A 22679-nucleotide genomic window follows, 5' to 3' on the forward strand; every position below is an offset into this window, starting at 1 on the left:
CTTTCACTAACTCCGCTTGAGTTGCTTGACGAGGTTCATGAATCGGTCCAACGGGACCCGGCTGAGGACGCTGATGAGCGTATCGGTCTGATCGTATAACCGCCGCAGTCGCCGAACTTTTTCGAGGTCCTCGTCCGCACCCGCCGCCTCGAACTTCTCCTCGGCGTCGGTGAGCGCGCGCGACATAATTTGCGTCTCACGCCGTATCTCGGTCTGCAAGAACTCCTGGACTACGTGCCAGATGTCAGTCTCGGCTTCGAAGAACGCTCGCTTTCCCTCCCCCGGTTTCGACCGGCGGTTTACCATGTGGAACCGTTGTAACGTGCTCATCGCATCGCTCACGGTAGACTTCGCGTAGCCGCTCTCTTCGACCAACTCGTCTAACGAAAGCGGGTCGTGGGCGAAAAAGAGGATTCCGTACAACCGACCGTAGCTCCGCTTGACGCCGTAAATCGCCGTGGAGCGTTCTATCGCCTCAATGACTTCTTCGCGAGCCGCTTCGCGCTTTTCCTCCCGGGTCTCCTCGGGGTCGTCCATGGAAGGGGGTTGGCAACGAAAACACTAAATCGTTGTCTTCGGAATATTCGGTATATGCCGAATTTAGAAAATGAGCAAACGTCGAAACCGAGCGTCGTCCTGCGAGCGGACGGAGTCGAGAAGCGGTACGGCTCACACCTCCCGTTTTCGCGGGGCGTGGAAGTACTGACGGGTGTAGACCTCGACGTTCGTGCTGGCGAAATCGTCGGCATCGTCGGCGAGAACGGGAGCGGAAAATCGACGCTCCTCAAGACGCTCGTCGGCGCGATTGAAGCCGACTCGGGGAGCATCGAACTTGACGGGACCATCGGCTGGTGTCCACAGGAACCGCGGCTCTACGACCGACTCACGCCGCGCGAGACCTTTCGGCTGTTCGGCGAGGGCTACGGCCTGTCCGCCGAGCGAATCGAATCGCGGACGGAGACGCTCGCGGACCGGTTGGATTTCGAGCGATTTCTCGACAGGCGAATCGACCGATTGAGCGGCGGCAATCGGCAGAAAGTGAATCTCGCCGTCGCCCTGCTCCACGAACCAAGCGTCCTGTTGCTCGACGAACCGTACACCGGTTTCGACTGGGAGACGTACCTCGCGTTCTGGGACCTGACCGACGAACTCCGCGAAGACGGAACGGCCATCGTCATCATCTCCCACCTCATCAACGAACGGGAACGCTTCGACCGCGTTTGCGAACTCCGTGACGGCACGCTGGAGGAACGATGAGGCTCGCAACCGGCGTCAGTTCGCACGTCAGGTCGTTCGTCCGCGAACCGGTCTCTGTCGTGCTCCTGCTCGGCTTTCCCATCGTCATCGTGGAGATAATGCGGTTGGCGTTCGCGTCGTTTCCCGAACTGCCGTCGATGTCCGCTCCGCCCGCGACCGTCGCCCGAATGACCGGCGCGCTCTTTGCGACGGCGTTCCTCGCCGGGATGGTCGGCGTCTTTCAGGTCGTCAGCGCGACGGCGGCTGACCGTAGACTCGTCCTCTGTGGCTTCACCCGAACCGAACTGTTCTTCTCGCGATTGGTGACGCTGTGTGGCGTAACGGCGGTCGCCGCACTCCTTTCCTTCGGCACGCTCTGGCGTCACGTCTCGCCCGCGAAACCGGCGGCGGCCTTCGCGGCACTCGTGTTCGCCGGAGTCGTCTTCGGTCTGTTCGGCATGCTCGTCGGGTCGCTAATTCCCCGCGAACTCGAAGGATCGCTCGCGTTGGTCTTTCTCGCCGACGCTGACCTCTTTCTCGGGAGCGGACTCGTGAGCACCGACTCCCCGTTCGTCAAACTCTTTCCGCTCCACTACCCGCAAACGCTGTTCGAATCGGCGGTCGTGAGCGGCACCATCGCAACCGGTGACGTGCTAGCGGGCGGACTTTACGCCGCCGTCCTCCTCGTCCTCGTTTCGCTCGCCTACGGTCGCACGACGGGAGGTGCGGAGGCATGATTCTCGGCACAGCCGACGGGAACGGTTCCAGTTCACGCACGAATCGCGTCGTCGCCGCGACGGTCGTGGGACTGAAAAGCTACGTCCGAAACCCGCTGTTGCTCGCCATGTTCGCCTTCCTGCCCGCCTACTTCCTCGGCGTCGTCTCGTTTCTCACCCCGAGCGCGCCGATGCCTGTCCATCTCCCCGGTGGCGGGACGACCACCGCGTCGCTCTCGACGGTGTACCCGGTCCTGCTGACGCCGCTCGTCGGCGCGCTGGTGGGCGGGTTCGCGGGATTCTTCCGAACCCACGCGGGGCGGGACGCGGACGCCCGCCTCGTTCTCGCGGGGTATCGTCCCGCCGAACTGATCACCGCTCGACTCGGCCTGCTCGCGGTCGTCGGCATCCTCGTCACCGGTGTCTCGATGGGCGTTCTGCTCGTAACCCTCGGGCCGAACCGTCCGGCGGCAATCGCCCTTGCAACCCTGTTCGCGGCCACGACGTACGGCATCGTCGGGGCGCTCGTCGGCACCGCGGTGGGTCGTCTGCCGGGCGTCTACCTCATGCTGTTCGGGCCGTCGCTCGACGTGTTCCTCTTCCAGAACCCCGCCAGCACTCTCGACCGACCGGTCGAACTGCTCCCCGGCCACTATCCGGCCGCGCTCGCACTCGAAGCCCAGTTCGGCGGGGGAATCACGGTGGAAACGCTCGGGCTTGCCGTCGCCTACCTCGCGGTCGTCACGGTCGTTTCGGTCGCGTTCGCTCGAATCCGCCGGTGAGAAAAACGGATACTCGGACTCAGGCCAACGCGTCGCTTTCGAACAGTTCGTGTGCGACGTACTCGGCGGCGGGTCGTTCCTCCTGTTCCTCGAAGCGGGCGATTTCCTCGCCCGCCCGCTCGACCACGATGGTCGGGATGAGCGTCACGTCGTACTCCTCGGTGAGTTCGCCGATCTTCTCGTCGTCCACTTCGTAGACGTGGATGCGCTCGTCTTCCACGCCCGCGGCGTCCAGCGCGGCGAAGAAGTCGGGCAAGCGTGACCGGCAGTCGCCGCACCAGTCCGCACCCCAAACGCGATAGGTGAGTTCGCCGAGCCCCGATTCGAAGGCGTTTATCGTCTCGCTGTGTTCGCTCGCGTCCCACTCGGGATTCGGTACTGTTGATTCCATAGTTGGGACTGGGGATGAACGCGGATAAGAATTCCCGCTCCCGGCACCGCCTGCCGGTGTCCAGTAGGTGTTTAGGCGTGGGATTCGTACCGCACACCATGAAATCCTCCATCCTCGATACCGTGGGGTCGCCACTCGTTCAGGTCCGGTCACCCGATGGCGCGACCGTCGCGGCGAAAGTCGAATCGTTCAATCCCGGCGGGTCGGCGAAGGACCGCCCGGCACGGGCGATGGTCGAGGCTGCGGAGCGCGCGGGGGAGCTCCACACCGGCGACCGAATCGTGGAACCGACGAGCGGCAACACGGGTATCGGCTTGGCGGTCGTCTGTGCCGCCCGTGGGTACGACCTCACCATCGTCATGCCCGCGTCGAAGTCGCCCGAGCGCAGACAGCTTCTCAAGGCCTACGGCGCTGACCTCGAACTCGTGGACGGCAACATGGAATCCGCCAAGGCGCGGGCGAACGAGCTCACCGAATCGGAGGATGCGGTGCAACTCGGCCAGTTCGAAAACGCGGCCAACGCCGAGGCCCACTACCGCACGACAGCCGAGGAGATCATCGAACAGGTCGACGGCCGCGAGATAGACGCCTTCGTCGCGGGCGTCGGCACCGGCGGGACGATAACCGGAACCGCCTCGCGCCTGCTGGAGGAGTACGCGGGCATGGAAGTCGTCGCCGTCGAACCCGAGCGAAACGCCGTCCTCTCGACCGGCGAATCCGGCGAGGACGAGTATCAGGGGATGGGTCCGGGGTTCGTCAGCGACCTGCTCGACACCGACCTGCTCGATTCCGTCGAACGCGTCGCGTTGGAGGACGCGGAGGACGAATGTCGCCGTCTCACCCGCGAGGAAGGCATCTTGGTCGGCCAGTCGAGCGGCGCCGCGAGCATCGCGGCTTACCGGGTCGCCGAACGACTCGCTCAGCCGGAACTCAACTGCCCGGAGGTCCCGGAGGAGTGGCGGGACGGCGGGAAACACGACGAGAACGAGCGGGTGGCGTCCGATGGCGGAGTCGGCGAAGAGTACGACGACTGTCCGCTCGTCGTCACGGTCTTCCCCGACAGCGGCGAGCGCTACCTCTCGACGGGCATGTTCGACTGAAGGGTGCCGACGGGGATAACTCGACATCGGGACGGTTTTCAGAAACTGAGAACGATGAGCCGACGTTTTGTACCCCGATGCGCTGTTTCCGGCGTGGGTTAGCCATGGCCCATCCGTATCGCCTGCTCCGCTGACGTAGCGATCTCCCGGTCTCCCGAAGCCCCCTACCCATCTCGCTCCGCGTCGAGGAGCACGGCGACGGTATTCTGCAGGTATTGCGTGGCGGACGCGAGAGCCATCAAACCCTCCATCACGGCCTGTCGGCTCGCTCCGTCGGGATAGATTCGATGTTCGAGTCGAATCGACCGCGCGTCCGCGAACTCACACGACGCCCCCTCCGCGTCGAGGAAGGTGTAAAAGCCCGGCGTCGCCGACAACGCCGGTCCGATTCGCGTCAGTAGTTCGTTCCTGTCCCCCTCGCTTTCGAGGAGCGTTTGCGTCCGCTCGGTGTCGAACGCTGTGTCACTGACCAGTCGAATCGGACCCAGCATCTCCCCTTTCACGATGCGTATCGGCTGGTGTGCGAGTCGAAGTCGAATCGTGAACTCGGTTCCCTCGTCGCGTACGTGTCGAACGTCGTCCACGACCGTCCCGTCGAGCCACGCCGCGACCTGCTCCTCGCTGATTGGCCCCACCATACAGCCCCCTCGCCGAGAACGTGGAAAAGGGTTGTGCCGGAACTGTCGGGAGGGATTTCGTCCGAATTCGCGTCGTCCGTCTTCGTCCGACTTCTTCCCCGTTCCCGTCTACGCTCGGAACTCGTCTTCCGTCACGCGGACGACCAGCGTGTCGTCCACGTCGCGCAGGTCGTACTCCGGGACGCCATCGACGGTTCGGGCGACGTACATCGGTTCCACGAGTTTCGCGCCGAACTCCCCGTCCACCACGCCGTACACCTTGAGCAGCGGGTCCGTCTCGGCGGCTTCCACCTCGCGGTCGCGAACCCGTGCCGCGAGCTTTCGGGAGAGCCACTCCTCGTCGCTCACGCTCGGGTCGAGGACGAGCGCTTCGTCCACGAACCGAACCAGATACCAGTTCAGGTCGTTCAAGAGCGACGTCGCGGAGCCGACGCTGATGGTTTCGAGTTCGAGGCAGTTACCGTACGGTTCGCGGAGTTGGTAGGTGGCGAGCGCGTCGCGCGCCGTCTCACGGGAGAACAGTTCGGCGCGCAACTCGACTTCATCCGAACCGACGAGCAGGACGCGGGTCACAGTTTCCGGTGGGAGCGGCAAAGTAAAGCGATTTCGTCTTGCAGCGGCGACCGACCCGTCGTCACCGTTCGTGCGACACCGTCCGACTCGCGGGCCGGACAGACCGTCACCATCAGGAGAGGAGGGCGGCGACGTCCGTCGACGAGACCATTCCCACGTACTCCTCGTCCACGACGGGGAGGTGTTTGATGTCGAAGGTGGTCATCATCGCGGCGACTTCTTCCATGTAGAGGTCGGGGGTGACGGTTTCGACGTCCTCCGTCATCACGTCGCCGACCCGCACCTCCGTCGGGTCCGACCCGTCAGCGGCGACGTTCAACACGTCGGAACTGCTGATTATCGCCCTCGGCGAAGTCGTCACGACGAGGGCGCTGATTTCGTTGTCGCGCATTACCGCCGCGGCTTCGGAAACCGTCGCGTCCGACGGGATGGTTTTCAACGGAGTGGACATCATGTCCTTCACACGAGTTCTGTCGTTGGTACTCATACCACGTAGACGAACCGGAGGGATATTGTTCTTTTCCCGGTTCGAGTCGATTCAAAACGGAATTCACTGACAATTCGTCGCTACCCATTTCGTTCTTCAACCAGAGCAGTCGAAAAATCGAAAGGTTGAACTATCGTATTCGACGACCCTGTGGAAATGCCGGACGAACTCGATGCGGACGGTCGGCCGGACGTTTTCGTCCGACCGCTGGGATACGTGGCCGACGAGCCGGTGGTTCGGCGTATCGGCGCGCGAGAACTGTTCATCGGGAACGAATCGGCGGCACGTCCCGACCGACACGACCGGACGTTCGAGTACGTCCTCTCGGCGTCGACGGAGAAACACCCGCTCACCACGCACCACCATCCTCTCATCGACGGAGCGGGAAACGAGTGGCGCGCGTTCGAAGCGGCCGTGGACACCGCGCGGCGGCTCTTTCGCAGGGACGGGTCCCTCCTCGTCCACTGCACGGCGGGGGTTTCGCGGAGCAGTACGCTCATCGCGGCCACGCTCGCCGCCGAGGAAGACAGGGAATTTCACGACGCGCTCGCCATCGTGCAGGACGTTCGGCCGCACGCGATGCCGAATCCGGCCCTCCACGAGTTGGCGGTGACGTACCTCGCGGCGAAAACGTAGGTCGTCGGATTCCGATGAGCTCTCGCGCTACTCCGCGAAGAACTCGACCAGCAGGTCGCTCACTCGCTCCGGTCTGTCGTTTTGTACCCAGTGGCTGGCACCCGGCAGTCGCTCGATTCGGAGGTCGGGAATCCACCGGTCCAGCCCCTCGGTCAGTTCGTTTCCGAGGGCGAAATCCTCCGTCCCCCAAATCAGCATGGTCGGCACTCGCACGTCCAACGAGTCGTTCGACCCGCCGACGAGGGACCGAAGCCGGGTCGGAACGCTCTGCCGGAACAGCGCCCGATAGTAGTTGATGGAGCCGGTCAACGCCCCCGGTTTCGCGGCGGCTTCGACGTAGCGCCGAACGTCGTCATCGGTGAACGCATCCGGATTCGTCGGGGTGTCCGTGAAGATGTTCTCGATGGACTCGTACCCGCGGGCAGACAGGAACAGTTCGGGAAGCCACGGCAGTTGGAAGAAGAACATGTACCACGACCGTCGGAGTTGCGACGGCGTTCGAAGCGCCTCTCGGAATCGACCCGGATGGGGCGCGTTCAGGACGGCGAGTTTGTCCACGCGCTCGGGGCGGTCGATACCGACCTGCCACGCGATGGCACCGCCCCAGTCGTGTCCGACGACGTGAGCAGTCTCCTCCCCGAAGTGGTCGATGAGGCCGGTCACGTCGGCGACCAACTCGTCGGTCCGGTACGCATCGACGCCGTGCGGTTTCTCCGAATCGTTGTAGCCGCGCATGTCGGGCGCGACGACGCGATAGCCGTCCGCGGCGAGCGCCGGAATCTGCTCGCGCCACGAGTACCAGAACTCGGGAAAGCCGTGGAGGAGGAGGACGAGCGGTCCGTCTCCGGCCTCGACGTAGTGGAGACGGACGCCGTTGACGATAGCCTCGTCGTGGGTCAGTTCGGGCATGCGTTCACCCACGGTATTTTCGTGGATAAGCGTTGACATACGGTCGTGATGGTCTCCCCCGGACCCGATTCGTTCACCCTCCCCTTGACGGCGGTTCAGCCGAGCCAGTTGTACCTGAACGGCCAGAAACTCTCGCTCGTGACGCGGTGGTTCGACTTCGACGCGCCGAACTACGACCCGCACCCGGTTCGGAAATTCGACGGCACAAACACCGTGAGTTCTCCTCGCTACAGAAATCGTGGAACGCTCGATTGGATACTGAACGCTACGGTCAGCGGAGCCAGAGCAAGACGGTGAACTCTCGACTCAAGCGAAAATACGGTGCGCTCGTCCGTTCACGACGCCGGTGAAGCGGTTTCGTGAACTCGCCCTTGCGTGTACCGTCCACAATCTCGACCGAGCTATCTAATGGTCAGTACGGCCGAAAGAGCGCTCAGCGAAAATCCTCGGTTCCCTCCTTTGCGGACGCAAAGTTCGTTTTTCGGGTGGAAAATCCCCCCATCTGGACGCAAAATTCTCACCGCTGCTTTACGAGCAGGGATCCTCGATTGACCTGTAGATATGAAGCCACAACGACGGCGCATCATACGAGAGGAATTGTTACGAAGTATCGCGTGGGTCGGTCTCGGAATTGTTGGATGGCCACTCGTGATTTCAGAGGTAGCGTGGTTGGACGCGACGGCTCTGACGGTTTTTGGATTGCCGGCGCTCACGTGGGCGTTGCTGACGACGGGTGCGATCGGCATTCGTGCTGTGACGTCCGCGGAGTTGCAAGTTCAGACGCCGGTCGGTCTATCGATGAGCCTCCTTTTCGGAACCACGCTTGGCGGTGTCGGTGCAGTGTACCTCGTCACAGCAGGTGGGTATTCTGCTCTGTGGGTGACTGCCGTGTACGTCGCGGTGACCGTTATCACTATTCTCTGGTACTGGTTTGTGAGACCAAGCGACATCGACGCCAAAATGGCGGCGTAGTCTCCTATTGGGGACAGCGCGTCCAGGAGAATGACCAACAGGACCGTCTGGTGAACATGGGGCAGCAGCTAGCCTGTCTGCAACCTCTGAAAAGCGATAACCTACAATCCGACGCGTTCATACTCCTCCAACAATTCGTAGACAATAAATGTCACTTCCTCCGTGGATCTCTAAGCAGTTGCCGGAAGATAGGAGGGTGAATACAAAGCTCACAGAACGGCACGTCATCGAGACGATGCACCAGATCGATCGACCGTTCTTTTCACTACAGCAAATCCGACAGCGGATCAAACCAGACGTCTCGAAGGTCACCGTCCGCAACCGGTTGGACGAACTGGAGGAACGCGAGATTGTCGCAACAGAAACGTTTGCCGACTCCTTGACCCTGTATTATATCAATCATCCGGAGTCGGAGTGGCCGCTCTCACCGGAGGGAAGACGAGCACTGAACGGAGAGTCGGCCGAAACAGAGAACCCACTCCGTGAGTTCCTACAGCATCCACGAGTCCGGTTGATACTCCGTGAAGAACTCCTGCGGAGTATTGGATGGGCCGCACTTGGTTTGGTCGGTTGGGCAACACTCACTAGCTCATCCCGGCAGTTACCAGCAACCGTCTGGACGGTGGTCGGGCTCCCGATCCTCACATGGGCGTCTCTCACGGTCGGAATGATTGGCATTCGGCTGATGACTGGGACCGACCTGCAAGTTCAGTCGAAAGAGGGACTGCACGTCGTTTCGCTGGGTGGTGTTGTGTTGGGCGGGTTCTGGGCCGTGTTTTCAATCTTCATTCTGAACTGGCCGCCCCTGTTGACAGGTGGACTGTATCTTTTCACCACGGTTACCTATTTTGTTCTCTACGATCGGGTGATTCTTCCACGGTCGAACATACCGATTGAAATTTGATTGGTTTTACACGTGTAGTGAGCAGTAGTTCTACTATGGTAGATGTCGAAAGAAGATAGTTTCAACAGGGTAATCAATCCGAAATTCGCCCGATGTAGTCGTCCATGTCCCGCGCGAGCGAACACGCGCCGGGATGAACCCAAAAGTAGCTGTAGACGACGCCGTTGTCCTCGCCGTTGCCGGTGACCGTGTGACGCCACTCGTCGCACTCCACGTCTACGACGAGGTGGAAGAAGTGGCGACGATACGCTTTCGGCTTCTCGTGGTGGTCCCAGACGTCGGTCGAAAGCGGTCGGATGGAGGCGAACTCGGTCAATCCACTCTCCTCTCGCACCTCTCGGACGACGGCTTCGCGGGGGTCCTCTCCGTCCTCGATGGTTCCTTTCGGTACCTGCACGCCCGCGTCCTCGTCGGCGTGTTCGAACACGAGCAGTTGACGGGGCTGGGCACCGCTGCGAGTGATATAGGCGTAGGCTTTGTCTTCAGTTACTGGTCGGTCGGTCACGGGTACGGTTACAAAACGGGAAGCGGGCGTGTAAGCGTTACTTCAGTCAGGTGTCCGATTCGGCGTCGCGTCGAACTCGGCGTCGTTTCGACCGTCCGGTCCGAACCTCACGAGAGCGGGCGAAACCACACTGCCGTCAGCAACAGCGCGAGGAAGACGTAGGAGCCACGGATGAGCAACATCGTGGCGAGTTCCGGTCCGCTCCGGTACGCGATACCGGCCACGACGCCGAAGGCCAGCACCGCGAGGGCGGAACTCGGCGGAAACACCCGCGTCACAGAGAGCCCGAGGACGCAGAGGAGCGCGGTCAGAATGAGTCCGTAGGCCGCGGTCCGGGCGCGATTTCTGCCGAGGACGACCGCGACGGTTCGCTTCGAGATGGAGCGGTCGTACTCGTAATCCTGCGCGTCGTCGATGACCTTCACGCCCGAGAGGAGGACGAGGAAGACGAGCGCGAACGCCAGCGCGACGGGCGAGAGCGTTCCCGTCTGAACGTAGTAGCCGCCGAGGATGGAGAGCGCGATACCGAGCGGATAGCCCGTCGTCGTCGTGACGGGGTTCGTGTCGAGTTGCGGCGCGTGGAGGTAACCGATGAACCACGTGGGGAGCGTGACGAGGACCGCGCCGACGCCGACGGTGAGCCAGAGTCCCGCGAGACACGCCGCGAACAGTGCACCCGCCGCGGCGAGCAGGAGTTTACAACCGCGCTCGGTAATCGGGTGGTCGTCGTCCTCGCCACGGAGGTAGAAATCCACGTAGCCGTCCTTGACGTGGGCCGTGTAGACGGCCGCGAAGATGGCGGTCATGTGCAAGAGTCCCGTCACCAGCGAGAAGTGTCCGGCCAGCATGCTGCCGAACCACGAGGCGGCGACGGGCGGGAGCATGAACACCGGATGCACCTGCGATGCGACTGCACGTGCTGCGGGGACCACGCCGGAACCGTGGCGCGAAATAGGCATCGAATCGATTCACAACGCCCGCGATGATAAAGTCTCAGGCCGGGAGAAATCGGAAAAATTCAGCGAACCGCGTCCGCCGCCTCGCCCATGATTTCGAGCGCGGCTTCGAGTTCCTCGACGTTCGTCGCGTAGGAGATTCGGGCGTAGCCCTCGCCGTGCTCGCCGAAGGCTTCGCCGGGGACGATGACCGCGCCGCGGTCGAGCACCTCGTCCACGAATCCCTCGGGGACTTTCGGCATGGCGTAGAACGCACCTTGTGGCGTCGGCGTTTCGAGGCCGATGTCGGACAACCCGTCGAGAAGCACGTCGCGGCGCTCCTCGAAGGCGGCGACCATTTCGTCAACGGGGTCCTGTGGCCCGGTGAGCGCGCCCAACGCCGCGAACTGCGCGGGGGCACTCGCACAGGCCTGCACGTACTGGTGAACGCGAAGCATGCGCTCGATTCGGCGCTCGCTTCCGACGATCCAGCCGAGTCGCCACCCGGTCATCGAGTAGGTCTTCGAGCAGGCGTTGACCACGACCACGTTGTCCGTCTCGGCGAACTGCATCGGCGAGTAGTGTTCGCCGTCGAAGACGATGTGTTCGTACACCTCGTCCGAGATGCAGAGCACGTCGTGTTCGTCCGCGATGCGGGCGAACTCGCGCATGTCCTCCTCGCTCGACACCGCGCCGGTCGGGTTGCCGGGACTGTTGACGACGAAGGCCGCGGTGTCGTCGGTGATGTTCTCCTCGACCGTCGCGGGGTCGAGGGTCAAGTCCTCGCGGAGCGGGACCGGTTTCGGCGTCCCGCCAGCGATGTGCGTCAGGGCGTCGTAGGCGACGAAGCCGGGGTCGGGGAAGATGACCTCCTCGCCCGCGCCGACGTGCGCTTCGAGGGCGATGTGGAGCGCCTCGCTCCCGCCCGCCGTGGCGATGATGTTCTCCTGCGGGACCACGAGGTCGTTGTCCCGTTCGTGTTTCGCGCTGATGGCCTCACGAAGTTGGGAAATTCCCTTGTTCGACGTGTAGGCGTCCGTCGCCCCCGATTCGATGGCTTCGAGCGCCGCCTTCCGAGCGTGGTCCGGTGTCGGGAAGTCCGGTTGCCCGAGTCCGAGATTGATAGCGTCCTCGCCCGCCGCTTCGAACACCTTCCGAATGCCGCTTATCGATACGTGCTCAACCCTATCCGAAAAGCCGGTCATACGCCCGAGACCACGTAACGGGGGAGGATAATTCTTCGCTTCGGTTACTCGACCTGTGTGCGGAGCGCTTCGAGATGGTCTTCGATGACCGAGAGGGCCGCGTCCGCGTCCATGTAGCCGTTGTCGTACTCGCTGTACACCTTGTCCACGTCGCGGAAGAACTGGTCCAAATCTACGTCATCCGTATCGCTCATGAGTGGGGGAAGACGATTCGCACGCAAAAGCCTCGTGGTTGCAGTTCGCGTCAGACGAGACGGGAAACGGGAGCGGTGGGGGAGTTCCAAAGCTCGAATACACCGGGCTCCATAGAGAAACATATTATCTGTATCGTTATTAGTAAAATTTAATTTTGTGCACCGTGTTGCTAGGATTATGTCACGCAAATTCGGACGGCGGTCGATTCTGAAGTCCCTCGGTACCACCGCGACGGCTCTCACCGGAACGGCGGCACTGAGCGGTTCGGCGAGCGCGTTCACCGACGGCGAACGGATCGCGGCGACCACGGCGCTGAACACGCGCGAACAACCCGGAACCGACCAGCCAATCGTCGCCACGGTGAACGACGGCGAGGTCGGCGAAATCATGAACGGTCCGACGGACAAGGGCGGCTACACGTGGTGGGGCGTCCACTGGCTCGACCGGAACGTCTGGGGCTGGTCCGTCGAGCGGTACCTCCAATCGACATCCGGAGGCGGCAGCGGTTCGGACTTCGTGTGGCCGATTACGGGGTACATCACGTCGCCCTACGGCCCACGCGACGGCGGCTACCACTACGGCGTGGACATCGGAGCCAACGGCAACATCGGCGAACCGATTTACGCCGCCCACGGCGGGACGGCCTACACGGCCGAAGACCCCGGCGGCTACGGAACGTACATCTACATCAACCACGGCGGCGGCTACCAGTCCGAGTACGGCCACCTCAACAGCACCGCCATCTCGGACGGCCAGACGGTGAGCCAGGGAGACTACATCGGCGGCATGGGCGAGGACGGAAATTCGACCGGCCCGCACCTTCACTTCGAAATCGAGACCAGTAGCGGCCACGCGTCAATTCCCGGTTCCGACGGCGAGAACGTCACCGCCGGAACCGCGATTCCGAAGGATTACAGCGGAATCTGAACGACTCCGCCGGTCCACTATCGACGAATTTTTCCCCGAAACCACCCAGCGTCAGCGACGATACCGAAAACGAGAAGCACAACAATTCGCCAGTGACCTAAGCCGCCTGTATCGTTTGGACGCCGAGAACGACCAACAGAAGACAGACCAATCCAGCACCCCACGTCACGAGCTTGGTCGGATTGAGTGCCAATACCATCACCGCGAATCCGACCCCGACGACGCCTGCAAACAGGGCCGCGTGGCCGTACAACCGCAGGATTACGTTGCTCATTCGAACCGTGTATTTTGGATAACTTCTTCGGAGGAATATAACTCTTCAGTTCTATCTGCCAGCGACACAACCGCCCAAACCGAATTTACACGACCGCCGGAAATCAGCAACCGTCACAACCGCCAGTCGCTAGCTCACCCACCGAAAGACCTGCGGTCTTTCGAGCCATCAAAATCGCCCCGCGATTTTGAGACACCGGAAAATCTCCGATTTTCCGGGCCGACGACCGAGCGGAGTGGAACGAAGCGAGGGAGGAGGTTTTTGGTGCAGATTTTTCCAGGGAGGCAGGGCGATTTTCGCGCAAAATAGCGCGAAAATCGCCTCCCGACCGCGGAAAAAGGTGCTATTGGAACATCCTGAGCGGCTTCGCCTGCGAACTTTCGGCCTCCTCGGTTTCCTGCATTCGCTGGGCGAACTGCTCTTTCTGCTCGCGGATTTCCTCGGCGCTCTCGACCAACTCGTCCGTGTTCACGTCGATTCCGGCGATGGGGTCGATGGCGTCCTTGAGGAGGATGCGGGCCGCCTCGGGGTCGGGGAACCGCGGGTCGGACTCGACGATGAGGCCGATAGCGCCGACGTCGCTCCTGCTGGCGCGGTGGAGGAGCGCGCCGGTCGGGCCGCTGATAGCGCCGGTTTCGGACGGGGAGCCGATGTCGTGTTCGTCGAGCAACTGTCCGAGGTCGCCGGTCGCGGCGCCGTAGAGTTCGGGGACCTCACCGGCCTGTTTCTGGTGGGGAAGGCCGCTCAGGTAGAGCGGGGTCGCGTCGTGTGAATCGACCCACGAGGTGACACACCGCGCGAACTGGGGCGCTGCCTCGGACGAAATCGGGACGTCGCTTCGCAACGCGAGCAGGTCACGCTCCTCGTCGGCGTAGAACCGGACCGGCGGGAGCAGGTCCCGGTCGCCGCCCTCGTACACGGCGATTTGGGGGATACCCTCGCAGTCCACCGCCGCGTAGTAGGTCATGTCGAACTGCTCGATGAGGTGGTCGGTGGCGATTTTGCCGACCAACCCCAGTCCGGGGAGCCCTTCGACCAGCGTCGGTGCGTCGAGTTCGATGTCGTCCGCGACCACGGCGATGTTCGTCATACCGGCCCATTCGGGCGGATTCACCTTAAAAACGAGGACGGAGAGCGAACGCGGCTTCGAAACCCACAAACACCTCTCGCCCGCATAGCCGAGCAATGGACCCACTGGAGCGCTACGAACCGATACTCGACGATTTCGAGGCGTTTCGCGCGGCGTGTGAGCGCCCGCTACCCTCGGTCGTCCGAGTAAACCGCATCAAAGCGACCCGAGAGCAGGTGACACGGGCGTTCGACGAGGCGAACGTGGAGTGGACGCCGCGCGGGTGGAACGAGAACGTGCTGGAAATCGAGGGGAAACCCGGCAACACGTGGCCCTCGTTTCACGGCTGGACGCACGGACAGGAGGAGGTCTCCTCGATTCCGGCGTTCGTCCTCGACCCGGAACCGGGCGAGCGCGTGCTCGACTCCTGTGCCGCGCCGGGAAGCAAGACGACGCAACTCGCCGCGCTGATGGACGATACGGGACTCGTCGTGGCGAACGACAGCAACCTCGGTCGCCTGTCCGCGCTCCGGTTCAACACCGAACGGCTCGGCGTCACCTGCGCCGCGGTGACGAATCAGGACGCCCGGAACTTCTCGCTCAAGCCGTTCGGCCTCTCCGCGTTCGACGCGGCGCTGGTGGACGTGCCGTGTTCCTGTGAGGGGACGGTTCGAAAGAACCCGACCGCGCTGGACGATTGGGGATTGGACCACATCGAGGGCGTCGCGGGCGTCCAGAAGGGCATCCTTCGCCGTGCGGTGCAGGCCACGCGGAAAGGCGGAACCGTGGTGTACTCCACCTGCACGTTCGCGCCCGAGGAGAACGAGGCGGTTCTCGATTACGTCCTGGCGCGCGAGGACTGCCGACTGGTCGAGTACGACATCGGCCTGCGGTCCGAACCCGGCCTCACGGAGTGGAACGGCGACGAGTTCGACGAGAGCATCCGGAAGGCGAAACGGTTCTATCCGCACCACAACGACACGGGCGGGTTCTTCTGCGCGAAACTGGAGGTGGGCCAATGAGCGAAAACGGAGACGACGGGGCGGAACTGGCGACGAACGACGGCCAGCGGTTCGACCGCCTCCCGGCCACCGAGGGCGACCGCAAGGTGTCGGGACGCGCGAGCAGGGAGGAAGTCCTCGACTGGTGGGACGACCGGTTCGGGATTCCGCCGGAGGCGTTCGAGGGGGCCTCCTTCTGGGAGAAGGGGAAAGGTAAAATCTGGATACTCGACGGCGACTTGGAGTCGCCCGTCCACATCGAAGCGCTCGGGATGACGTTCCTGCGTACGCGACAGCGACACTGGAAGCCGACGACGAACGCGGTACAGCGGTTCGGTCGGCGCGCGACGAAGAACGTCGTCGAACTCGACGGCGAGCAGGCCCGTCGCTTCGCCCGCGGCGAGGACCAAGAAATCGAGTGGGAGGGCGACTGGGGTTACCTCATCGCCGCGCACGAAATCGCGGGCGAAATCGAACCGCTCGGCGTCGGACTGTTCCTTCACGGCGAACTCCAGTCGCTCGTTCCCGGCGGACGACAGCGTGACCTCTGAAACGGGCGAACGTTCTATTCTTCGGCCCGTGTTCGAATCACGCCGCCGCTCAAACCCTCCCACTCGACGGCGTAACCGAGTTCGGAGAGGAGCGCGCTGTCGTCTTCGATTCCGCGGTCTTCGAGGACGGATTTCGCCGTCGAGTAGGCCATCCCGTCCTCGATTTCCGCGTCGAGGTCGGCGAGCACGGCGGGACGTACTAGCGTTCTCCCGACGCGTCGATGGTCCGGAAACGTCGCGTCCTCCAACGCGTCCTCACTCACGCCGTGCGCCGTGGCGAGGTCGGCGAGCGAAATCACGTCCGCGTCCGGGACGAGTTCGTCGGGGAGCGCCGCGGCGCTTTCCGCGACCAGTTCGTCCTCGTATCGGCGGAGCGCGTCGCGGACGTCCTTGAGACGAATCGACCCGGTGTACGGAATCGCGCGATGGTCGCGGGCGGCTATCTCCTCGCCGACGCCGAGGCTCTCGTCCACCGCGACGAGCAGTTGCACGTCGTCCACGGCGTCCAGTTGCGAGAGCTTCTTTTCGACGTACTCGGGCGTCCAGAAGCCCATGATTTCGAAGAACACCCGGAAGTCGGCGTGTCGGTAGTCGAAGGCGAAGTCGGGAATCATCACTCGCGCACCGGCCGCCAGCGGTTCGGGTTCGCGCACGAGGTCCCAGTCCAAATCGAGCGCCTCGAACCGGGTGGCGAACTCCCGTTCCACCTCGCTGTCGAACGATACGTCCGCGATGGGTTCCGTCCCCGGCGGTCGAACCGGGTCGTCGTCGGTGAGCACCAGTTGGCGTTCGGTTCCGCGGTCGTCGATGGTCGCCGCGAGTCGCCAGTCCTCGGCTTTGACTACGGTCCGGAGTAGTCGGGCGAACCGCGTCCCGTAGCGCCGCGTCGAGCGAAAGAGCGCGTCCGGGCCGGTGACGACGACTTCACGTCCGGCGTCCGTCTCGTGGATTTCGTACATCAATCGAAGCCGTTTGACGGCCGAAACGAGCGCCCGGGGGTCCGAACTTCGTACCCGGAGTTCCGTCGCGTCGAACAGCGCGGTTTGGGCGAGCGACAGGTTGTACTGGGAGACGAGTTCGTCCGGGTCCCAGCGGGAGTCGAACGCGACCAGCAGTTGGCGCTCTTCGAGGTCGGCGTACAACGAATCGGCCACGTCGTCCGGCGTCGAACCGAGGCGCTCTGCCGCACGTCGGAGTGCGGTTTCCCGCTCCTCCTCGGTGACCACGCTCACGGCTTCGGCCGCTTCGAAGGCGACGCTTCGGGCGCGTTCGGGGGGCACGACCGCCGACGTCTCGAACGTCGCTTCCCGGTCCAGGAGTTTGGCGAACCCGCGAACGAGTTTGAAGTCGGGCGCGTCGGTTTCGAGGTCCGAAAGCGCGGACCGAAGCCGACCGTACGGTTCGCCGACGTGCCCCTGATACGTGCCGAGGATGCGTGCGGCGAGCGGTCGCTGTTCACGACCGGCGAACCGCGGATGATAGCCTCCCCCGGCGCGGGACACCCGGAGCAGGTCTTTGGTAAGCACGGCCGAAAATACACGTCCGGTGTACAAAAGGCGTCTGAATGAGAAGATTCATTCCAACCGCTCCAATCTGTATTGAGTATGCGAAGACGAGACGCCCTCCAACAGTTCGGACTCGTTGCTACTCTCGCCTCTACCGGTGGCTGTGCGGCCATTCTTGGCGGTCGCGGCGGTAATCAAGACGACGGCGATAGGAGTCGAGCGGGGGACTTGGAAAGCCTCAAGATTCGACCGAAGAAGGGCGACGACGGCACCCTCGTGGTCGTCGTCACAATTCAGAATCACGGGGACAGCGAGGAGTCCGCGGAACTCGAGGTGACGGCCGACCTCAACGACGTGGTACACGAAATGAACCCGACGGTGACGGTTCCCGGAAAGGAAACGAAAGACGTAGAGGTCCCGTTCGAGGTGACGTACGAGAAATACAGTGAGGCGAGCAGCACCTCGATCAGCATCAATCTAAAATAATTACAGCACCAGTCCGACGAGGACAGCGACCACCAGCAGTTTTTTGATGATGATGACGCCGATGATGACCTGTTTCGTGGAGAGCGAGTTGGTCCACGTGACGAATCGGCGAAGGAAACCGGGCGTTCGCGCGAGTTCCCGTCCGAACAGTTCGAGTTCCGTTCGGAACGTCTCGGCGATGGAGCCTTCGCTCTCCGTGTAGGGGAGGTGAGTGGTCGGAACCCAGCCCTGACTCGTGTACCGGACGGACACCGTGAGGCCGTCGAGGTGGCCGACCTGTGCGAACTCGAAGCCGCGTTCGTCGGTCAGCGCTTCGAGTTTGCGCACGTCGCGGGCGTCGTCCAAATCGTAGACGAGTCGGGTCTCGTCGGCCGTCCAGTCGAAGGCGAGCGTGAGACTGACTTGTGCTCGGCTCACGCGGACGTCTTGCACCGTCGCGGTCTCGGTGTTGCCGTGTCGTTCCTTCTGTTTCGCGGTCAGTAGCTCGTACTCCTCGGTCGAGGTGGTGGATACGTCGGTCATCATCGGCCTCCATGGCGGAACCGTCGAACGGGGACGACCCCTGAGAGCCATGTCAGAGGAAGTGGGGTCGTCCCCGTTTGAGTGAACGTGCATCGAAATATTGAGTACTACCAAAATACTATCAAAACCATAGAAGTAATGAATAGTATAGAAACAAAGTATACTATTTGGAACGGACGAAAGACAGCGCTCGACCGTTCGGAGCCAGTGCTCGACTGTTGGTCGAGTGAGCCGCTATCGATAGAGGACGGGAAAACTATCTTCGCCGGTTTGCGACGCGAACTTCCGCCGTTTCCTCGGTGACGACTTCGTACAGGAGTGCGCGTCCGCCGTCCTCCTTCGCTCGGAGGATTCGGCCGAGGCGTTGGGTGAACTCGCGTTCGCTCCCGCTCCCGGAGAGGACGACGGCGACGTTGGCGTCGGGAACGTCGACCCCCTCGTCCAGCACGTTCGAGGTGATGACGCGCGAGTACTCCCCGCGTCGGAATCTATCGAGAACGTCTCGACGTTCGGGCGTCGAGGTTCGGTGCGTGATGGCCGGGAGGAGGAAGCGCTCCGAGAGGCGGTACACGAGGTCGTTGTGCGCGGTGAATACGATGATTCTGTCGTCCCGGTGGGCGTCGAGGATGTCCGCGAGGGCCGTCACCTTTCCCTCGCTGTTCATCATGATGTCGCGTGCGCGCTGTTTTGCGAGGAGGGCTTCGCGTGCTTTCGGGTCGCTCCCCGAGCGCTTGACGAGTTCCTGATAGTCGCTGCCACTCCGCATCCGAATCGAGGAACTGGCGAGGTAGTCGGTGAACACGCCTTGGGCGTCCTCGTATCGCTCGCGCTCCTCGGGCGTGAGTTCGACGGTCAACCGTTTCACGTCGTAGGGTGCGAGGTGGGTTCCGGCGAGTTCGTCCACGTGGACGTCGAAGACCTTCTCCCCGACGAGTTCGGTAACGACCTCGTGGGCACCGTCCGGTCGCTCGAACGTCGCCGTCAGCCCCATTCTGACGGGTGCGGCGAGGAGGCGCGCGATTTCGCGGTAGCCCTCGCCGCCGAGGTGGTGAACCTCGTCGAAGAGCACGAGACCGAACCGGTCGCCGATGTCGTCGGCCCGGAGGTAGGCGGAATCGTACGTCGAGACGGTGAGGGCTTCGACGTTCTGTTCGCCGCCGCCGAGTTGGCCGATGGGAACGTCGAACTCGGTGTCGAGGATTCGCCGCCACTGTTCGAGCAGGTCGATGGTCGGGACGACGACGAGGGTCGCGGCCTGACAGCGTTCGATGGCTTTGACGCCGATGACGGTCTTTCCGCTTCCGGTCGGCAGTTCGAGGACGCCGCGTCGGTCCGCGTCTTCCCACGAATCGAGCGCCTTCTGCTGGTAGTCCCGGAGTTCGTAGGCGGAGTAACACGGCGGCAAATCGGGCGCGTCGAGGACGGAATCGTCCACCGAAATCCCGCGTTCCTCGCAGTAATCGCGGATAGCGGCGTAGCGGAAGGCGGGCGCTCGGAGCGTCTTCGAGCGGGGGTCGGGGTCGGCGAACGGAACGTCGCGCTCGGTTTCGACGCGGAGCGTGCCGTTCTCGAACGTGAGGGTCGCTTCAGCCACACCGAAACTGGGGAATCCGCGGCCTAAAAGGTGCCGAGGCTGGCCTGCAGGCTTCGGTCGGTCGCGCCGCGTTCGAGTTCGTAGCCGACGAGGTCGCGCATGTCCGTCGCGTAGGTCGTTCCGCCGCGTTCGAGGACGAGGACGCGGCCTTGCGTCCCGAGGACGGTGCCGCTGGCAAGGGTCTCGTGGACGGGTGCCGACTCGAGTTCGAAACCGTAGTCAACCCCGAAGGTGTCGAGCGGGTCGAACCGGGAGAGGGCGTCCTGCCACACCGCCTCGTCCACCGGTTGGTCGAGGGTTCGAATCTTCGCCGGAACGCGAACGCGGTCGGTGAACGTCTCCGCGATTTCGGCTTCCAGTTCGCGGGCGATTCGCCCGTTCTTCACCGTTTGGAGATGTGCGGCGCGGTCCGCACCCTGCTCGCGGAGTCGTGTCTGTAGTCGCCATTCACGCGTGACGCCGACTTTGACCGTCGTGGGACCGAATGCCGCGAGGTAGATGGCGTGGTCCTCGTAGCAGTCCATTTCGGCCTTGAGGCACGTTCCGGTACAGCGGGCACACACCCACGTACTGGTGTGTGCGTCGCAGTAGGGGGCGTTGGGGCGAGAACACGCGATGTGCGTCGAACCGTCGAACGTCCCCGCACAGTGTCTGTCGCCGAGCGTGTACTCCAGTTCGACCCCGCGTTCGAGCGGTTCGCGCGAAAGGGTCCCATCGTCGTCCACCAGCAACGCTGGCGGGTCGTCTCCCGCCGCACCGGTCTCGTACCCAACGATTTGCACGGGTGTAGTTGGGTCTTTCCGGGTAAAAGACGTGTCGTTCGAAGGAGCGACGGACGTGTTCACATTTTGAGTTGTTTGATGAAGCTGTTGAAATATATTTATCTTGGAATATTTGAACGGAAGAAGAATGTTTTAATAATATTTGTGTCGTAGTAACGTGGTGTGGCGAACCATGGCAAGGGAGATACCGACCGGGATACCGTCGAGGTGAACGTCGGATACGACGGGATCGACGGAAAGAACGCGGCGATGGACACCGCCGTGGAGGTCGTTCGGGAGTTCGAATCGCTCGAGGTGGTAACGATTCGAATCTCACGAGAGGACTGGGCGGAACTCGACGATCATCCCGAGATACGGTACATCGAGAAGAACGGGCAAACCGGGGCCTGACTGGGGTCGGAACGGTGTTCAACCCCGACCGAAAGACGCTTCTGAACATTAATTTCTACGATGGCTAGCAAGAAATTATATTACGGTGTAGTTTATTGATACAGCCGCATGGTAAGGAAAGCCAATGGCGTATCACGGCGGAATATTCTCAAAGTAACGGGTGGCTCGCTAGCGGCGGCCGGAGCGACCGGCCTGGCGTCGGCAGCGCCGACGGACGAGGTGGAGGTCAACGTCGGGTTCAAGAGCGCACGCGGTCGCGCGATGACGCGAAGTAGCGCGGACGAAATCGTCCGCGAGTTCGATTCCATCGAGGCGATGACGATTCGCGTGCCCAAGCGCGCGGCGACCGCGCTCGAAAAGAATCCGAACATCCGCTACGTGGAGGAGAACGGCACGATGCAGGCGTTGGGCCAGACGCTCCCGTGGGGCGTGGACCGTGTGGATGCCGAAGTCGCACACTCGAACGGTGATACGGGGGCTGGTGCCGACGTCGCCATCATCGACACCGGTATCGATTCCGACCACCCGGACTTGCAGGCGAATATCGGCACCGGAAAGTCGTTCGTCAAATGTCGCGGTGGCAAGAAGACGTGCCGAAACAACTGGGACGACGACAACGAACACGGAACCCACTGCGCCGGTATCGCGGACGCGGTGAACAACGGGCAGGGCGTCGTTGGCGTCTCCACGCAAGCGACGCTCCACGCCGTCAAAGTGCTCAGCTCGCGGGGGAGCGGTTCGTACTCCGACATCGCGGCCGGTATCGAGTACGTCGCGGACCGGGGCTGGGACGTCGGGAGCATGAGCCTCGGCGGTTCGTCCGGCTCCGCGACGCTCCGAGACGCGTGCCAATACGCCGTGAACAACGGCGTGTTCCTCGTCGCGGCCGCCGGTAACTCGGGCCCGTGTACGGACTGTGTGGGATATCCGGCCGCCTATCCCGAAGTGATGGCGGTGGGTTCGACGAACGATTCGGACGGCCTCTCGTACTTCTCCAGTACCGGTCCGGAAGTCGAGATCGCCGCACCGGGCAGTAGCATCTACTCGACCGTCCCCGGCGGTTACGACACCCTCTCGGGTACCTCGATGGCCTGCCCGCACGTCGCCGGTGCCGCCGGACAGTTGATGGCCAACGGCGCGTCGAACACGCAAGCACGAGACACTCTCAAGCGGACCGCAGAAGACCTCGGGTTGTCCGCCAACGAGACCGGTTCGGGTCTTCTCGACGTCGCCTCGGCACTCGGCTACGACTCCAGCGACAACTGAACGGTCAACTATCATCGATGGTACGTTTTCCATCGTTTTCACGCAATTGTCAGTCCGACCTATTATCATCCTACGTTTAGTAGCCGGTTTAAAGTATAATTTCCTAGATATTATATTTATATAAAGTA

At 62.6% G+C, this 22679-nt stretch carries 30 protein-coding genes and 1 pseudogene; 15 read left to right on the plus strand and 16 right to left on the minus strand.

Features of this window, described 5'->3' with window-relative positions:
• Window positions 1-6: 6 nt before the first annotated feature.
• Window positions 7-537, minus strand: coding sequence for a GbsR/MarR family transcriptional regulator (locus V5735_RS02375; RefSeq protein ID WP_423744897.1), 531 nt, complete (start codon window positions 535-537; stop codon window positions 7-9).
• A gap of 54 nt (window positions 538-591) precedes the next feature.
• Between V5735_RS02375 and V5735_RS02380 the strand changes: the two genes are divergently transcribed.
• From V5735_RS02380 to V5735_RS02390, 3 genes are read left to right on the plus strand one after another with little or no spacing between them, the layout of a single operon-like run.
• The gene (locus tag V5735_RS02380; protein WP_423744898.1) at window positions 592-1257 is read left to right on the plus strand and encodes an ABC transporter ATP-binding protein; all 666 of its coding nucleotides are present in this window, start codon (window positions 592-594) and stop codon (window positions 1255-1257) included.
• On the plus strand, window positions 1254-1973 hold the full coding sequence (locus V5735_RS02385; RefSeq protein WP_423744899.1) for a hypothetical protein: 720 nt from the start codon (window positions 1254-1256) through the stop codon (window positions 1971-1973). Before V5735_RS02380 ends, V5735_RS02385 begins: the two co-directional genes overlap by 4 nt.
• A complete protein-coding gene (locus V5735_RS02390; RefSeq protein ID WP_423744900.1) occupies window positions 1970-2734 on the plus strand; it encodes a hypothetical protein in 765 nt (254 codons plus the stop codon). The genes V5735_RS02385 and V5735_RS02390 overlap by 4 nt, the downstream gene beginning before the upstream one ends.
• 19 nt (window positions 2735-2753) lie before the next feature.
• On the opposite strand, the gene V5735_RS02395 is transcribed toward V5735_RS02390, so the two are convergent.
• Window positions 2754-3125: a thioredoxin family protein gene (locus V5735_RS02395; protein ID WP_423744901.1), complete on the minus strand. Its 372-nt coding sequence runs from the start codon at window positions 3123-3125 to the stop codon at window positions 2754-2756.
• 98 nt (window positions 3126-3223) lie between these two features.
• Between V5735_RS02395 and V5735_RS02400 the strand changes: the two genes are divergently transcribed.
• Window positions 3224-4225, plus strand: a complete 1002-nt coding sequence (locus tag V5735_RS02400) for a PLP-dependent cysteine synthase family protein (protein WP_423744902.1) — start codon at window positions 3224-3226, stop codon at window positions 4223-4225.
• A gap of 164 nt (window positions 4226-4389) precedes the next feature.
• On the opposite strand, the gene V5735_RS02405 is transcribed toward V5735_RS02400, so the two are convergent.
• The 3 genes from V5735_RS02405 to V5735_RS02415 form a co-directional block, all read right to left on the minus strand.
• Entirely contained in the window at window positions 4390-4863 is a 474-nt protein-coding gene (locus tag V5735_RS02405; protein ID WP_423744903.1) for a hypothetical protein, read from the minus strand.
• 108 nt (window positions 4864-4971) lie between these two features.
• Window positions 4972-5436, minus strand: coding sequence for a DUF5804 family protein (locus V5735_RS02410; protein ID WP_423744904.1), 465 nt, complete (start codon window positions 5434-5436; stop codon window positions 4972-4974).
• 112 nt (window positions 5437-5548) lie between these two features.
• Entirely contained in the window at window positions 5549-5923 is a 375-nt protein-coding gene (locus tag V5735_RS02415) for a CBS domain-containing protein (protein ID WP_423744905.1), read from the minus strand.
• A gap of 156 nt (window positions 5924-6079) precedes the next feature.
• Between V5735_RS02415 and V5735_RS02420 the strand changes: the two genes are divergently transcribed.
• A complete protein-coding gene (locus tag V5735_RS02420; RefSeq protein ID WP_423744906.1) occupies window positions 6080-6559 on the plus strand; it encodes a protein-tyrosine phosphatase family protein in 480 nt (159 codons plus the stop codon).
• Between the two features lie 27 nt (window positions 6560-6586).
• Here V5735_RS02420 and V5735_RS02425 read toward each other — a convergent pair whose 3' ends face one another.
• Complete coding sequence (locus V5735_RS02425; RefSeq protein ID WP_423744907.1) at window positions 6587-7507, minus strand: alpha/beta fold hydrolase; 921 nt, start codon at window positions 7505-7507, stop codon at window positions 6587-6589.
• A 9-nt stretch (window positions 7508-7516) separates the two neighbouring features.
• On the opposite strand from V5735_RS02425, the gene V5735_RS02430 reads away from it, so the two are divergent.
• From V5735_RS02430 to V5735_RS02445, 4 genes and pseudogenes are all read left to right on the plus strand, one after another.
• Window positions 7517-7765 carry a hypothetical protein gene (locus tag V5735_RS02430; protein WP_423746054.1) on the plus strand — a complete coding sequence of 83 codons (249 nt, stop codon included), beginning with the start codon at window positions 7517-7519 and terminating at the stop codon, window positions 7763-7765.
• Window positions 7675-7877: pseudogene (locus V5735_RS02435) on the plus strand (IS5/IS1182 family transposase); the annotation flags it as partial. The gene V5735_RS02430 and the pseudogene V5735_RS02435, both read left to right, overlap by 91 nt.
• Before the next feature lie 239 nt (window positions 7878-8116).
• The gene (locus V5735_RS02440; protein WP_423744908.1) at window positions 8117-8440 is read left to right on the plus strand and encodes a hypothetical protein; all 324 of its coding nucleotides are present in this window, start codon (window positions 8117-8119) and stop codon (window positions 8438-8440) included.
• 148 nt (window positions 8441-8588) lie between these two features.
• A complete protein-coding gene (locus V5735_RS02445; protein WP_423744909.1) occupies window positions 8589-9344 on the plus strand; it encodes a hypothetical protein in 756 nt (251 codons plus the stop codon).
• A 73-nt stretch (window positions 9345-9417) separates the two neighbouring features.
• Here the strand turns inward: V5735_RS02445 and V5735_RS02450 are convergent, their stop codons facing one another.
• The 4 genes from V5735_RS02450 to V5735_RS02465 all read right to left on the minus strand — a co-directional run bounded on the left by V5735_RS02450 (window position 9418) and on the right by V5735_RS02465 (window position 12183).
• The gene (locus tag V5735_RS02450) at window positions 9418-9849 is read right to left on the minus strand and encodes an NUDIX hydrolase (protein WP_423744910.1); all 432 of its coding nucleotides are present in this window, start codon (window positions 9847-9849) and stop codon (window positions 9418-9420) included.
• Between the two features lie 107 nt (window positions 9850-9956).
• Window positions 9957-10808: a UbiA family prenyltransferase gene (locus V5735_RS02455; RefSeq protein WP_423744911.1), complete on the minus strand. Its 852-nt coding sequence runs from the start codon at window positions 10806-10808 to the stop codon at window positions 9957-9959.
• A gap of 59 nt (window positions 10809-10867) precedes the next feature.
• Window positions 10868-11989 carry a pyridoxal phosphate-dependent aminotransferase gene (locus V5735_RS02460; RefSeq protein WP_423744912.1) on the minus strand — a complete coding sequence of 374 codons (1122 nt, stop codon included), beginning with the start codon at window positions 11987-11989 and terminating at the stop codon, window positions 10868-10870.
• Between the two features lie 44 nt (window positions 11990-12033).
• On the minus strand, window positions 12034-12183 hold the full coding sequence (locus V5735_RS02465) for a hypothetical protein (protein ID WP_423744913.1): 150 nt from the start codon (window positions 12181-12183) through the stop codon (window positions 12034-12036).
• A 178-nt stretch (window positions 12184-12361) separates the two neighbouring features.
• Between V5735_RS02465 and V5735_RS02470 the strand changes: the two genes are divergently transcribed.
• Window positions 12362-13111 (plus strand): peptidoglycan DD-metalloendopeptidase family protein, encoded by a 750-nt coding sequence (locus V5735_RS02470; RefSeq protein WP_423744914.1) that lies wholly within the window; start codon window positions 12362-12364, stop codon window positions 13109-13111.
• A gap of 97 nt (window positions 13112-13208) precedes the next feature.
• On the opposite strand, the gene V5735_RS02475 is transcribed toward V5735_RS02470, so the two are convergent.
• Both V5735_RS02475 and V5735_RS02480 read right to left on the minus strand, forming a co-directional pair.
• Window positions 13209-13385: a hypothetical protein gene (locus tag V5735_RS02475; RefSeq protein WP_423744915.1), complete on the minus strand. Its 177-nt coding sequence runs from the start codon at window positions 13383-13385 to the stop codon at window positions 13209-13211.
• A 343-nt stretch (window positions 13386-13728) separates the two neighbouring features.
• Window positions 13729-14475 carry a proteasome assembly chaperone family protein gene (locus tag V5735_RS02480; protein ID WP_423744916.1) on the minus strand — a complete coding sequence of 249 codons (747 nt, stop codon included), beginning with the start codon at window positions 14473-14475 and terminating at the stop codon, window positions 13729-13731.
• A 95-nt stretch (window positions 14476-14570) separates the two neighbouring features.
• Here V5735_RS02480 and V5735_RS02485 point away from each other — a divergent pair, with 95 nt between their 5' ends.
• Together V5735_RS02485 and V5735_RS02490 are read left to right on the plus strand one after the other, a co-directional pair.
• A complete protein-coding gene (locus V5735_RS02485; protein WP_423744917.1) occupies window positions 14571-15476 on the plus strand; it encodes an RsmB/NOP family class I SAM-dependent RNA methyltransferase in 906 nt (301 codons plus the stop codon).
• The gene (locus V5735_RS02490; protein WP_423744918.1) at window positions 15473-16006 is read left to right on the plus strand and encodes a DUF7122 family protein; all 534 of its coding nucleotides are present in this window, start codon (window positions 15473-15475) and stop codon (window positions 16004-16006) included. Before V5735_RS02485 ends, V5735_RS02490 begins: the two co-directional genes overlap by 4 nt.
• A 14-nt stretch (window positions 16007-16020) precedes the next feature.
• On the opposite strand, the gene V5735_RS02495 is transcribed toward V5735_RS02490, so the two are convergent.
• Complete coding sequence (locus V5735_RS02495; protein WP_423744919.1) at window positions 16021-17532, minus strand: DUF790 family protein; 1512 nt, start codon at window positions 17530-17532, stop codon at window positions 16021-16023.
• A gap of 78 nt (window positions 17533-17610) precedes the next feature.
• Between V5735_RS02495 and V5735_RS02500 the strand changes: the two genes are divergently transcribed.
• Complete coding sequence (locus V5735_RS02500; RefSeq protein WP_423744920.1) at window positions 17611-17997, plus strand: hypothetical protein; 387 nt, start codon at window positions 17611-17613, stop codon at window positions 17995-17997.
• On the opposite strand, the gene V5735_RS02505 is transcribed toward V5735_RS02500, so the two are convergent.
• The 3 genes from V5735_RS02505 to V5735_RS02515 all read right to left on the minus strand — a co-directional run bounded on the left by V5735_RS02505 (window position 17998) and on the right by V5735_RS02515 (window position 20895).
• Entirely contained in the window at window positions 17998-18519 is a 522-nt protein-coding gene (locus V5735_RS02505) for a hypothetical protein (RefSeq protein ID WP_232423710.1), read from the minus strand.
• A 256-nt stretch (window positions 18520-18775) separates the two neighbouring features.
• Window positions 18776-20113 carry a DEAD/DEAH box helicase gene (locus V5735_RS02510; protein ID WP_423744921.1) on the minus strand — a complete coding sequence of 446 codons (1338 nt, stop codon included), beginning with the start codon at window positions 20111-20113 and terminating at the stop codon, window positions 18776-18778.
• A gap of 23 nt (window positions 20114-20136) precedes the next feature.
• On the minus strand, window positions 20137-20895 hold the full coding sequence (locus V5735_RS02515; protein WP_423744922.1) for a DUF2797 domain-containing protein: 759 nt from the start codon (window positions 20893-20895) through the stop codon (window positions 20137-20139).
• A gap of 162 nt (window positions 20896-21057) precedes the next feature.
• On the opposite strand from V5735_RS02515, the gene V5735_RS02520 reads away from it, so the two are divergent.
• Together V5735_RS02520 and V5735_RS02525 are read left to right on the plus strand one after the other, a co-directional pair.
• Window positions 21058-21285: a hypothetical protein gene (locus V5735_RS02520; RefSeq protein ID WP_423744923.1), complete on the plus strand. Its 228-nt coding sequence runs from the start codon at window positions 21058-21060 to the stop codon at window positions 21283-21285.
• Between the two features lie 108 nt (window positions 21286-21393).
• Window positions 21394-22551 (plus strand): S8 family peptidase, encoded by a 1158-nt coding sequence (locus V5735_RS02525; protein WP_423744924.1) that lies wholly within the window; start codon window positions 21394-21396, stop codon window positions 22549-22551.
• Window positions 22552-22679: the final 128 nt, after the last annotated feature.

Source organism: Haladaptatus sp. SPP-AMP-3 (assembly GCF_049568665.1).
In the GTDB taxonomy this organism is placed as follows: Archaea; Halobacteriota; Halobacteria; order Halobacteriales; family Haladaptataceae; genus Haladaptatus; species Haladaptatus paucihalophilus.